The 12,926-nt window shown below is 35.3% G+C and carries 13 protein-coding genes; 5 read left to right on the top strand and 8 right to left on the bottom strand.

Annotated elements, in window-relative coordinates:
* Positions 1 to 22: 22 nt before the first annotated feature.
* Complete coding sequence (locus AAEU33_RS07035) at positions 23 to 2,755, bottom strand: pitrilysin family protein (protein ID WP_345991671.1); 2,733 nt, start codon at positions 2,753 to 2,755, stop codon at positions 23 to 25.
* A gap of 140 nt (positions 2,756 to 2,895) precedes the next feature.
* Here AAEU33_RS07035 and AAEU33_RS07030 point away from each other — a divergent pair, with 140 nt between their 5' ends.
* Complete coding sequence (locus tag AAEU33_RS07030) at positions 2,896 to 3,933, top strand: hypothetical protein (protein WP_345991669.1); 1,038 nt, start codon at positions 2,896 to 2,898, stop codon at positions 3,931 to 3,933.
* A 19-nt stretch (positions 3,934 to 3,952) separates the two neighbouring features.
* A complete protein-coding gene (locus tag AAEU33_RS07025) occupies positions 3,953 to 4,672 on the top strand; it encodes a diphthine--ammonia ligase (RefSeq protein ID WP_345991667.1) in 720 nt (239 codons plus the stop codon).
* A gap of 26 nt (positions 4,673 to 4,698) precedes the next feature.
* Here AAEU33_RS07025 and AAEU33_RS07020 read toward each other — a convergent pair whose 3' ends face one another.
* On the bottom strand, positions 4,699 to 6,108 hold the full coding sequence (locus AAEU33_RS07020) for a pyridoxal-dependent decarboxylase (RefSeq protein WP_345991665.1): 1,410 nt from the start codon (positions 6,106 to 6,108) through the stop codon (positions 4,699 to 4,701).
* Positions 6,109 to 6,383: 275 nt separating this feature from the next.
* Between AAEU33_RS07020 and AAEU33_RS07015 the strand changes: the two genes are divergently transcribed.
* Both AAEU33_RS07015 and AAEU33_RS07010 read left to right on the top strand, forming a co-directional pair.
* Positions 6,384 to 7,463: a serine hydrolase domain-containing protein gene (locus tag AAEU33_RS07015; RefSeq protein WP_345991663.1), complete on the top strand. Its 1,080-nt coding sequence runs from the start codon at positions 6,384 to 6,386 to the stop codon at positions 7,461 to 7,463.
* Complete coding sequence (locus tag AAEU33_RS07010) at positions 7,463 to 7,984, top strand: 2'-5' RNA ligase family protein (protein ID WP_345991661.1); 522 nt, start codon at positions 7,463 to 7,465, stop codon at positions 7,982 to 7,984. The genes AAEU33_RS07015 and AAEU33_RS07010 overlap by 1 nt, the downstream gene beginning before the upstream one ends.
* Positions 7,985 to 8,035: 51 nt before the next feature.
* Here AAEU33_RS07010 and AAEU33_RS07005 read toward each other — a convergent pair whose 3' ends face one another.
* Positions 8,036 to 9,400: a M64 family metallopeptidase gene (locus AAEU33_RS07005; RefSeq protein WP_345991659.1), complete on the bottom strand. Its 1,365-nt coding sequence runs from the start codon at positions 9,398 to 9,400 to the stop codon at positions 8,036 to 8,038.
* A 2-nt stretch (positions 9,401 to 9,402) separates the two neighbouring features.
* The gene (locus AAEU33_RS07000) at positions 9,403 to 9,894 is read right to left on the bottom strand and encodes a hypothetical protein (protein WP_345991657.1); all 492 of its coding nucleotides are present in this window, start codon (positions 9,892 to 9,894) and stop codon (positions 9,403 to 9,405) included.
* Positions 9,895 to 9,996: 102 nt separating this feature from the next.
* Here AAEU33_RS07000 and ruvC point away from each other — a divergent pair, with 102 nt between their 5' ends.
* Positions 9,997 to 10,551, top strand: a complete 555-nt coding sequence (gene ruvC / locus AAEU33_RS06995) for a crossover junction endodeoxyribonuclease RuvC (protein WP_172280920.1) — start codon at positions 9,997 to 9,999, stop codon at positions 10,549 to 10,551.
* Positions 10,552 to 10,554: 3 nt separating this feature from the next.
* Here the strand turns inward: ruvC and AAEU33_RS06990 are convergent, their stop codons facing one another.
* From AAEU33_RS06990 to AAEU33_RS06975, 4 genes are all read right to left on the bottom strand, one after another.
* The gene (locus AAEU33_RS06990) at positions 10,555 to 10,680 is read right to left on the bottom strand and encodes a hypothetical protein (RefSeq protein WP_345991655.1); all 126 of its coding nucleotides are present in this window, start codon (positions 10,678 to 10,680) and stop codon (positions 10,555 to 10,557) included.
* 45 nt (positions 10,681 to 10,725) lie between these two features.
* A complete protein-coding gene (locus tag AAEU33_RS06985) occupies positions 10,726 to 11,001 on the bottom strand; it encodes a hypothetical protein (protein ID WP_345991652.1) in 276 nt (91 codons plus the stop codon).
* 54 nt (positions 11,002 to 11,055) lie between these two features.
* Entirely contained in the window at positions 11,056 to 12,318 is a 1,263-nt protein-coding gene (locus tag AAEU33_RS06980) for a zinc-dependent metalloprotease (protein ID WP_345991650.1), read from the bottom strand.
* Between the two features lie 164 nt (positions 12,319 to 12,482).
* Positions 12,483 to 12,746 carry a hypothetical protein gene (locus tag AAEU33_RS06975; protein WP_345991648.1) on the bottom strand — a complete coding sequence of 88 codons (264 nt, stop codon included), beginning with the start codon at positions 12,744 to 12,746 and terminating at the stop codon, positions 12,483 to 12,485.
* Positions 12,747 to 12,926: the final 180 nt, after the last annotated feature.

Below are 12,926 nucleotides of genomic sequence, written 5' to 3'. Positions count from 1 at the left end.
TGAATTGTATCTGATAAGACTTCTATTTTTTATTGAAATCTCCGGCGAAAACAGAAATAATATTATTCTCAGAAAGATATTTTTTCAAAGCAGCATTCACTTCGGATAATTTCAGGTTCTGAATTTTTGTATTTTGTTCATCAAATTTATCCAATGAAACTCCAAAAAGAAGCTGAGTATTTACAAGGTTAACCAATGTTCCATCAGAGCCTAAACTGGTTTTCCTTCCATTAGCATAACTTTTTTTATTGGAATCAATTTCTTCCTGCGTAAAACCTGAAGCCAATGCTTTGTTAATTTCCCCTTTAATAGCAGCTTCTACAGCATTTCTTTTTGTAGGATTTAAAAAAGCATAATAAGTCCATGAAGCAACATCATTTGAAACAGGAACATCCAGATATGAACCAACTCCATATGAAATCCCTTCTTTTTCACGCAACCTCATTGGTAATCTTGCAGAAAGGAATCCTCCACTTCCTAAAATTTCATTTGCCATAACTAAAGCCGGGTAATCAGGATGGTCCTGCGACATCTTGAAGCTTGAAGTTCCAAGGGCAACTGCATTTTCTTTATCTGGAGTTATGATATTTTTATCTTGTTTTTTAGTTTCAAAGAATGTTGGTTTTACCTCTACAAATTTTGATTTAGCAGTAAATTTTCCAAATGTTTTCTCTAATTCAGAAGAAGCAATTTTTGGATCAATATTCCCGATTACAGTACCTACGCCATTGGATGCTCCCATAATATTCTGATAGAAATCAACAATCTGGGCTTTAGTTACTTTTTTATTTTCATCAATTTGCTCCTGTAGGGAAGCTACATAGAAGATACTCGTTTTAGGGTATGGGGATGCCAGTCTCTGTAACTCATTACCCGCAATAGCTTGAGGATCCTTTAATTGTCCTTCCAACTGAGTATTTACTTCAGTAATAGTTTTAGCAATTTCGTTTTCCGGGAAAGTAGAATTTGTCAGTATATCCTGTACGATGGCCATTACTTTTGGATAATACTGTTTGTAAGTATTCACTCCAATGATTAAATTCTGGTCATATACGTAAGCATACACAGAAGATTTCATTTGATCTAATTCATCTTTTATTTGCTCTTTTGTTCTGGTTTTGGTTCCCGATTTCAATAAAGAAGCAGTAATATTTCCAATAGCTTCTTTGCCTTGCAGGTCTTTTTCATTTCCGATTCTTAAACGGAAATTCGCTTGAATTTTTTCTCCCTTAAGCTCTTTATTGATAAGCCCATACTTCATCCCATTAGACAACTTTCCTTCAGTAAGGTTTTTCTTAATATTTGCAATGGAAGCTTCGAAAGGGGCTGGTTCTTTCTCCAAAGCTCTTCCTTTGTAATCTTTTACCAGATCTGCAATCTGGTTATCCCTGAATTCTGTAGGGAATACCCTTTCTTCATTAGGAGAAGGTCGGAAAACACCCATCGTACGGTTGTTGTTTTTAAAATATTTTTGAGCAACCTTGCTGATATCTTCCAGTTTTAGATTTTCTACATGATCACGGTACAGAAAATTTAATTTATAGTTTCCTGCTCCGATAATTTCGGTAAGATTAATTGCAAAATTAATGGTATTATTTTTCTGGTTTTCAATGTCTTTAATCAGTTTCGCTTTCGCTCTTTTAAGATCATCCTGAGTAAATTGAATGGAGGAGATTTTATCCAGTTCTGCCCTTACGAGTTTGGTGGTTTCGTCTAAGTTCTTATCTTTTGGAACATCAAAATTAAAATACACCATCCCCGGATCTCTTAAAACAGGGCTGAATGTCCAGACTTCGGAAACCTTCTGAGTTTCCACCAGACTTTTATATAAATATCCGGAAGGATTTGAGGTGAGAATCTCATAAAGTGCAGATAATGCTGCATAATCTTTATCTGCATAGGCAGAAGTATGATAACCTGCAGCTATAATCTGCTGATCATTATTTCTCTTGATTTCAAAATACTTTTCTCCATTCTGAGCTGGCTCTACGGTATATGTTCCTCCTAATTCACGTGAAGGTTTTTTAATTACTGAAAAATAATCAGAAATATATTTCAATGCGCTTTTCTCATCAAATTTTCCTGCAACAATAAGAGTTGCATTATCGGGTTGGTAATATTTCTCATAGAATTTTCTTAAGGTCGGAGCTTTTACCCGTTCAATATCTTCCTTACTGCCAATTGTGCTGTTCCCGTAATTGTGCCAAACGTATCCATTAGAAAATACATTTTGCATCATCACTCTTGTAGGATTATTCTCTCCAATTTCAAATTCGTTTCTAACCACGGAAAACTCTTTATCCAGATCACTCTGTAAAATCGTAGCATTGATCATTCTGTCCGCTTCCATCTGTAAAGACCATTTCAGGTTTTCTTCATTGGACGGGAAAATTTCATAATAATTTGTTCTATCATACCAGGTTGTCCCATTAGCCTGCCCACCTTTATCAGAAAGCTGCTTTTTAATATCTCCAAGGTTTTTGGTACTCTTGAACAACATATGCTCAAGCAAATGTGCCATTCCTTTTTCACCATATCCTTCATCTTTTGATCCTACATTATACACAATATTCACAACCATATTGCTTTGGGAAGGATCAGGAATCAGAAGTACTTTCATCCCATTATTAAGAGTATACTCTTTAATACCTTCCGTATTGCTAATAAATTTAGGAGCCTCGGTACTCTGTGAAAAAACAGGATTAATAGTTCCTGTAAAAAATAGGACAGCTGTCCCAAGTAGTAAGTTTTTCATAGCATTTAATAAATTTCGTTCTTAAATTTAATAAGTTTTTCTCATCATTGATTGAAATATTTATACGAATAAAAAATCCATTAAATCTCAGGCAGATTCTTTATTTTCGCAAATAAAACATCATCATTATATTCATTGTCATGAAAATATACATCAACAAAATCAGCATTCTTTCAATGCTATTGTTCTCTATCTTACTATTTTCTCAGAAACGCACAGAAGATTTCTCAATCAGCTTTCCTGATCAAAAACTGGAGAAAAGCTATTATAAAACCATTAAGCTTATTGACATAAGGACAGATACCACTTCACTGGGGATTGTACAGAAAGGAGCATTCAACGCAAAGGCTAAGGTTGTTCCCGTAGTAAGCCTTGCCAATCAGTTTCAAAATCTTTTGAACCATATTAATGGAAGCAATGTAGAAGATGGCACCATCGTTATGTATCTTAAACAATTATACTTTGCAGAAGTAACAGGAGCGTTCAGTGAACATGGATATTGCTATTTTCAGGCATTTTTATTTGCAAAAAATGATGATGGAACCTACTCCTATCTTGACAAAATCGACTCTGTTATTGATCATTCCTCAATGGACGTTACCAAAGCAACGATGAAAAAAGGGAGTGAGATGGTGAGTAATTTTATCAGCAAAAATATTTCAAAAAAAGCAACCGCAACAGATCATTATACTCTGGAAGATGTAAAGAATTTTGATGCGATTGAAAAGCAAAAACTGAGTCTATACAGCTCTGATCAACTCAAGGAAGGTTTATATAAAGATTATAATTCATTTAAAAATCAGGAACCTGAAAAACAAATTGCCAATGCCAAATTTTATGGCAAGTCTCCAAAGATCATTAAGGTATACGAAACTATTGATGCAAAAGAAAAGGAGATCAAAAAAAATGACTATTATGCATTGGTATATCAAGGATCTCCTTATATCTATGTCCCGATGGAAAATGCTTTCTCAAAAGCTGAAAAGAAGGATGGTGATTTCTATTTTACCGGTAAAGTAAAAGGAAGCGCAAAAATGGGAGATGTGGTCACAGCGTCTATATTTTTTGGGATTGTCGGAGGCTTAATTGCTTCCAGTTCATCTTCTGCTTACCCATTTGAACTAAAGATTGACTACCTTAATGGTGCATTTATTCCGATAAAAGAAATCCAAAAATAGGCATCTGAAATAGTAATACATGAAACCCAAAGCCTTATTCAACTGGAGTAGCGGAAAAGATTCTGCCCTTGCATTATATAAAACCTTTAAAGAGGAAAAATTAGATATAATTGGTCTTCTTACCAGTATCAATCAGGAATATCAGCGGATTTCCATGCATGGGGTTCATGTTTCTCTATTGGAAGAACAAGCTTCAAGCATAGGACTTCCTTTAATTAAAATGGAACTTCCTAAAGAACCATCTATGGAACAATACCGCGACATCATGAACAAAACGATGACCGGTATAAAGTCACGTGGAGTCACCCATTCCATATTTGGAGATATTTTTCTCGAAGATCTGCGAAAATACAGGGAAGACCAATTGAAATCCATCGGGATGGAAGCTGTTTTTCCACTTTGGAAAAAAGATACGAAAAAACTTATTCATGAATTTCTTGATCTGGATTTTAAAACGATCGTAACCTGCGTCAATGAAACCTATTTAGATAAAAGTTTTGCAGGGAGGATTATTGATGAAAATTTCATCTCGGACTTACCTGAAAATGTAGACCCTTGCGGAGAAAATGGCGAGTTCCATACTTTTACTTTTGATGGTCCCATTTTTAAAACACCAATTCAGTTTGAAATTGGTGATATTGTAAAAAAAACCTATCCAAAACCAAATGCAGAGGATCATGAAAATGGTGATGAATATGTCTTTTGGTTTTGTGATCTGATCAAAAATAAAACGCTGTAGAACGATTGGTTCTACAGCGTTATTTTTTAGTTCAATGTCTCTGATATCTCCTTCATGAGATCAAAAACCATACTTATATCATTTTCATTGGTTCTCCAATTTACAAATGCAGCCCTGATCCCTTTATGCTGATTATAAAAAGTAGGTGTCATAAATACTTTTCCTGTACTATTTAATTTTTCTAAGAATTCATTAACCTTATCCTGATCAGCTTTATTTTTCAAAGTGAAACACACCGTATTCAGACGGACAGGTGCCAGAAGTTTAAAATCCGAACTGCAATCTATAAAATGACCAAGCTGTTTGGCCCATCTTATATTATTTTCAACTATTTCCTGATACCCTTGTTTTCCATAGGCCATTATTGAAAACCAGGAAGGTAAGGCTTTTAACCTTCTTGAGTTTTCAGGAAGAAAGTTCAGATAACTGAAGTTTTCCAACGGATCCCCGAGATATGGAGCATTGGAATTCTGGAATGTCTCTACCTGTAATAACCTGTACTGATCTTTTACGAAAAACACTGCACTTTCGTAAGGAACGTTTAACCATTTATGGCAATCCACAGTAATACTGTCAGCCTGCTCCCAGCCTTCCAAAAGATGTTTGGTTTCATCTGAGCAAGCTGCAAATCCTCCAAATGCAGCATCAATATGCCACCAGAAGTTATGCTTTTTTTTAAGTTCAGCTATTGCCTTAAAATCATCAAAATCTACCGTATTCACAGTTCCACCACTGGAGATCAGGATAAATGGCTCCTCTTTTAATTCAATGATACGATTTTCTAGATCATCTATATTCATCGCTTCCCTATTCCCTTCTATTGTTTTAATTTTCACAATATTTCCGCTTCCTATCCCTAAAAGTGATAGTGATTTAAGGCTTGAAGAATGGGGTGTCGCGGTAAGCACTTTTATGGGTATCGAAATGCCGTCTTTTGCAATATCTTTTCCTTTTTCTCTTCCTAACCATTGTCTTGCTACTGCAAGACAGGTAAAATTAGACATTGTTGCTCCGGTTACAAAGCCACCGAGAAAATTTTTCGGCAGCCCCAAAAGATCGAGCATTAATTGTATGGTTTCCAGCTCTATAATCGCAGAAATACCTCCCTGCCCTTTTGTTGATTGGGTATTCTGGTCATAAACAGAAGCCAGCCAGTCTCCGGCAATAGAAGCAGGAGTGGAACCTCCTGTAACAAAGCCCCAATATCTGGGACCTGATGATCCAACCATAACCGGTTCAAATCTTTCATTAAAAACTTCCAACACCTTTTTTGTTCCATATCCGGACTCTGGTACTTTGTCTTCGGAAGCATATTCCTTTGAATCAACGGATGTTTTTCTATCGGGTAAAGCATCCAGATAAGCCAGCCCCTGCTTTTTTATAGTTTCTAATAAGTTGCCGATTTCCGACAAATCATTTTCAAGATGTTTTTCCATTTTTGAATTAATAATCTATTCAAAAATATTACTTTCTGTAATAATTTAGTTTATATAATTTACAGGTCTTTCATAATTTGGCAGAGCTTTTCCCTTGATCACAATAATTTAAAAATCGGTCCCGGAGCTCTCACATCATTTTTTCTATTTATTTGGCATGGTTTGCATCCTTTTTGATGCTGTAGCTTTAAATTAAAAAACAAATGCTGAAATTTTCCCACTTATTGTTCCCATTAATCATTTTTACACTCTCATTAACCGCATGCAAGAATTCGATGGAATCTATAAAAACGGTTGACAGGAATGCAATCGTAGACTCCACCATTACCGCCTTCGAGAAAAAACTTTTGGAAAAACAGATCGACTCTGTATTCTCACGATTTAATTTTAACGGAAGTATTGCTGTTTTCAAGGATTCTACCCAATTATATAAAAAAGAAAGCGGGCTCTCTAACTTTGAAAATAAAACAAAAATCAACGACAGTACTATTTTTGCCATCGGCTCTGTAAGTAAGCAATTTACGGCAGTTCTTGTTTTACTTGAAATGGAACAAAACAAGCTGAATATCGAAGATAAGGTTTCCAGATACCTCAAGGAATTTCAAACAAAAGAATACGAAAATATTACAATCCGTCAGCTTCTGAACCATACCTCCGGATTAAATACGCTGGGAGGTAAGCTTTTATTCAAAAGTGGATCGGGTTTTTTCTATTCCAATGATGGCTTTAATGCATTGGGAAAAATCGTTGAAAAAGTATCAGGAAACTCTTATGACAAAAACGTCCAGGAATTGTTTAAAAAGGCAGGAATGAAAAATTCTTCAACAGGAGATGTTTTTGAGGGAAAGAATTTCGCAAGTGCTTATATTGGAAATAAGAAGAATGCGGAAAGGGTTCCTAATATGCCGCGCAGATTGGGAGGAAAAGAAATTGGGATCCCTGCAGGTGGAATTCTTTCTACCATAGATGATTTACGCCGCTGGAATAACGCTCTGTATGGTGGTAAAGTTTTGAAACCGGAAACCCTTCAGAAATTCATCTCTAAAAGTTCCGAAAGACATCATGCTATTTTAGGAAAAATGGGTTACGGATATGGTATAATGCTCAATATAGGCGAACCGACAGCCTATTTCCACAGTGGCTATGTTATGGGTTCTCCTTCCCTAAACATTTATTACCCATATACTAAAACTTCAGTCATTATATTGTCTAATATTGCTGATGAGGCAAAGGGCAAAGCTTCAGTTTTCAGACCGCATATTGAGGTAAAGAAAATCACAGATGCTATTGAAAACACGGTTATCGACTTAAGACAACAAATGATAAGAACAAGTAGTAATAAAAATGAATTGTAATGAAAAAATTATATTTCATTGCTATCTATCCTCCTCAACGGATCATTGATGAAATAAAACTCTTCAAAGAAGACCTTGCTTACCATTATCAAAATTCAAAAGCGGTTAAAAATGATGCTCATATCACCTTGTTACCTCCATTTTCAAGAGAGGCAGAGCTTGAGAATGATATTATTGAAGCGTTTGAAAGAATAGATACTTCCCTATCTCCATTCGAAATCGTTCTCAATGGCTTTGGAAGTTTTCCGAATCCAAAAAATCCGGTGATCTTTGTACATCCTGAATATAATCCGGGCCTTATAGATATTTACCATCGAGTAAAAAAACAATTTAGCTTTGGCAAAGGCTCCTTCAACCCTCATATGACCGTTGGATACAGAGATTTGAGCTTTGAAAATTACCTGAAAGCCTGGAAGGTGTATCAAAACAAACCTTACGAAAATAAATTTACCGTTGATAAAATTCTGCTTCTGAGATATGACGGAAAATGGGTATCCATCAGAGAAAAGAAACTACAATAAAAAATCGGCCACTGGGCCGATTCATAATGTTATGTATATTTTCGTTTACTTTTATTCTTTTACAATTTTTTGTGAAATGATCAGACCTTCATCTTCACTTACAGCTAAAGTATAGATTCCAGAAGGAATAGTACTGATATTAACAAAGATTGTAGAAGCATTTTTCATTTCAAATTTGACAGGAATCAATTTACCCGATCCATCATACAATGCTACTTTTACATTCTTTGAAAAGTCCTGTTTACCTTTGATATAGAATTCATTCTCTGCCGGATTCGGATAGATTCCGAATCTTCTTTCTTCTGCTTTAATTTCAGACATCCTTAACGTTGAGGTCTTATTCAGTTTCCAGGTTACCGTGGCAAAATGAACCGTATTGTGACTGTTAACTTTTATTAAAGGACTGTTGTCGGTAACAGAGAAAATAAGGGTATTAAGACCGCTATTCAGTTGTGACGGAGAAACTGTTAAGGTATTGTTGGTTGAAGAAAGAGCCGTTCCATTGAGAGTCCAGGAATTGACCAATGTATTAGGGATTGGCAAAACTTCATTTACAGTAAATGTTACCGCGGCATTACCATTCACATTGCTGCTGTTGGCTGGTGTATAAGAGTCAATCGGTGATACTAATGAATGTATTCTCTCAATAATGGCCTCTTTACAAACGGAACAAAACTGTCTGTCCAGATATCTCATTTCACAATTTTGATGTGGACGGTACCATGAAGGGCTTTCGGTATAAGGATACACTCCCACACTGTTTAATCCTAACCAGTTTTTCCATTTGATGGTTGCTGTATTGGAGTTTTGTGTCTTGTTAGGTGATTCCCCTGTTCCTGCAAACCAATATTCATCCGCAAGCTTTCCAAAGGAATGCCCAAGTTCATGTACTACAATCTCATTTGAAGAGCCATTTAGCGACGCAAATGCATAAGCACCTCCGCATCCGCCATACTCTGTAGAGTTACCCAGAACGTACGTAATATCATAATCAGGAACATTAGCTGCGAGAACCTGCGCTACTTTATTTGTACTATTGCTGTAAATACAGCGGTGTACACCAAAGTCAAATGAAGAGCCCAGGTAATTATTGGGATTGGAAACAGGAATAACCGGCTCTGTAACATCCGTTGCTGTTCCAGGATGTTTTACACCTGTTTCTGTTGACACTACTTTTACAGCATACGCATTAAAATAATTTTTATATTCTGTATATGGGCTTTTTGTAAAGAGATAGTTAATCGTAGACTGTGCAGAATTCACAAAATTAGTTTGCTGAGCAGAAGTAAATCCATCACCCAATACTGCGATATTGATCCGGTTAGAGTTTGAACCGTTATTAAGCAGAGAAACTGTCTGAAAGGTTTGTGAAAAGCACAATGAACTTACTAATAGGAGAAATAAAGTTTTTTTCATGGCTATAGTTTTTGGTTAAATAATAATTGATTTCCTGCATGGGTAACTTTTTCCACTTTCACGATCTGGATTTCTCCGGAATGAGGATAGCGCACACTGAATTCAGCATTATCCGAGAAAACTTTGTGTCTTCCGATTCCGTCTTTATCAAAACTTTCCAGATTCTGATTCAGAGGATCTTCCACCAGCTGTTTCACAATCTCTTTTCCGCTGGCATCAGTAAGTGATATAATAAAATCACCAAGACCTGCTGAATTTCTGTCAAAAGAAGGGATGGATTTCAACTTTCCTTCAGTAATCTTCTTTGATTCGAGGGTAATTTTTTCAGGACCGGATTTCGTTTTTTCTACCTTAAAAAACAGGTACACAATTTGATTTTTGTCTTGTTGACAATTAACATTCTCAGATGATCTTCCATAACTTAAGTCTTTCACTGTCAGAAAGCTATACAGCACAAAAGTCGGAAGAATTAAAAAGGTTAGTAAATTTTTCATAATCATTTTTTGATGAAGTTAAGAAGATTTCACCAAAATAAGATTTATTTTTACTGTTTTTTTTCTAAGGGAAAAAATTCAGAAAGTCATATCTTTGACAAAATGATTGCAGAAAAGATAATTTTAGGTATTGACCCGGGAACTGCCATAATGGGCTTTGGGATTATTTCCATTAAAAAAGGTCAGATGGAAATGGTTTCCATCCACGAGCTTATTTTGAAAAAATATCCCAACCATGAAACAAAGCTAAAATACATCTTTGATAAAACCTTAGCCTTAATTGATGAGTATCACCCGGACGAGGTTGCCCTGGAAGCTCCATTTTATGGAAAAAATGTTCAGAGTATGCTAAAACTTGGACGTGCACAAGGGGTAGCAATGGCAGCGAGCCTTCATCGAAATATTCCGATTACCGAATACTCACCTAAGAAAATAAAAATGGCTATTACAGGAAATGGGAATGCCAGCAAAGAACAAGTAGCAGGGATGCTTCAAAACCTTCTGAAGCTAAAAGAATTTCCAACAAAATATCTGGATGCTTCTGATGGTCTTGCCGTAGCTGTTTGTCATCATTTTAATTCAGGAACAATTGCTGATACAAAATCTTATTCCGGATGGGAAAGTTTTTTAAAGCAGAATCCTGACCGTTTAAAATAAGCGTTACTGTCTTTCATAAATATCTTCTATAGCAGTAGCCTTTCCATAGATGATATCATTATAAAGAATGGAAAATCTGTTTTTCGAAATGATTCTAAATTGTTTATTTTCTTTTAGATCTGCATCCATATATGAGAATGAATTTTTATTAATCGTCACTAAATTTCTTGCTGACTAACTTATTATCTCACAGTTTTTTCCATTTGCATACTTTTTAATAAAAAAAATATTTCCCTTTTCTTTTTCGAATAATAAAGTAGTCTTCTTTGTACATTCGTGAAGTGGATATATTTTACTTATCTCTCCATCTTTATAGGTTTCTTCAACTAATTTCCATTTTCCGATAAAGTAATATTGATCACTCTCCGGACTCTTTCTTTTTACTGCGGGAGATTGTGATTGACAATTTAGCATAAAACTACAGCATAATAAGAAAATTAATCTTTTCATTGTTTAGCATCTTTTAGTAAAAAAGGCCCTTTTTTCAAAGGGCCTTTTACTCTATTAGTTATTTATAAATTTCTTTGATTCTTTTTTATCACCGTAAGTGATAATGTATACTCCTTTCGGTAATGTTTGGTTGATTTGAACTTCATTCGTTTTAGAAGTACCTTTCTGCAATACTTTTCCACTCATGTCATAGATCTGGTAATCTCCAAAACTTACATTTTTACTTCCTATCAGTTGAAGTTTATTTTCTGATTTTGTATAAACAATTTTACTTTCCGAACTTCCTTTAACTTCAGATGTTCCTAATGCTTCTAAAATCTTAACTGCATAGTCCTCCATTTGTCCATATTGTAACTGAGAGCAAGGGGTAAGATCAGGAAGATTTACTGAATTATACGTCGCAGCATCCACTGCAATTCTCATCCTCAAATAAGTATTTTTCACAGCATTGGCTGGAGGAGTAATCGTGTTGGTAACGGTCATCCCTGTTCCAGTCAAATTGCCTGATAAATGATTTACGACCAATTCACTATCTTCAAAAGACCCATTGTTATTATAATCGATCCAGACTTTTGTTCTAAACTTTTCTGCCTGACTAAAAGTATATGCATAAGTCACTTTCAGCTCGGTTCCTGTAGTTGACGGTATTTCGGTATAGTATGCAGGTCTGATACAATTTGCAGAAGCAAAATCATCATAATACGAAGGAGTTGCTTCATCTGAATCGTAGCCATTAGTAGTACTGTTTATGGTTCCAAATTTAACGTTGGTAGCACCGATCGCGAAATTATTATTGGTAGGGTGCGCTGTACTTGGCGGATTACATTGGGCTGCAACTACAGAAACTGGCGAAGGAATAACAATCGACGGATCTTTACCCGCTGTAGAGTTAAGCAGATCTTTTCTATACTCCATCATTAACAAAATAGCCCGGTCTCTTTGTCCTTCCGTAAATTTACGGTTAGAATTAGTGTAATTCATAACATTATATTGAGTTCCGTCGTAGTTTTGTCCGGTACATGGATCAATAGCCGTATTGTTAGGAACAGCAACACCATACATGCTTCTAGATGGTGAAGTATCACATACTCTATCTCCTGTTGTTGCACAATCATTACTAGGAGGGCAACTTGATTGATCAGTATATGAAACTCCCTGAAATGTATGATAAAGTCCAAAAGCATGTCCAAGTTCATGAGTTAATGTCGTATCATTTTGATTTTTAATGGTTGCCACCTTCATAAAGCTTTCATAATCATAAGCATAAGAATCCGGGAATTTTGCGTATTTAAATGATAATTGCTGCTGGCCGATCACTACATGAAAATGGTGTGCTGGCTATTAGCTCCACTTAATCTTAATATCATAACCTATAGATATCTCACAATACCGAGGAATCTTTTAGCCAATACAAGCTTAAAAGGAATTATCCCCACCTTTAATCCATTGCCAAAAAGCATACAACTGTTCGCTGCTTGCCATCAAAACCGTACTACAACAGGGATTTCATAAACTTGTCCGGTATAAAGTCCGTTCCACGAAGTACTAGCGCCAACTTTATTAAGATAAGACTGCTTATTCATGGAAGCTAATCTGGCTTCTACAATCTCCCTGTTTTTCTTTAGTTCAGGGTGTTTAGCATCCATTTGCGACATGATTTGGTCAAAACCACAAATATTTTGCACATCTTGAGAAAATGCATTAACCCAAAGGATCAACGCAAAACATAGAACTATTCTCTTCATATTCAACTATTTTTTTAATTTATTCGATGCAAAACTATTATTTATTTTAACAAATTGACAAAATATATTGAAAAAACGTAAAGAATTTTATTATGTTAATATGTAAAAATCATAACTAATTGTCTAACAGCGATATAAATAAAACAAGTAAACATACTTGGTAAAACATAATACTATCTT

Origin of the sequence: Chryseobacterium sp. Chry.R1 (assembly GCF_039645525.1) — a bacterium.
Taxonomy (GTDB): Bacteria; Bacteroidota; Bacteroidia; order Flavobacteriales; family Weeksellaceae; genus Chryseobacterium; species Chryseobacterium proteolyticum.
This window is presented reverse-complemented; position numbering and strand designations above follow the sequence as displayed.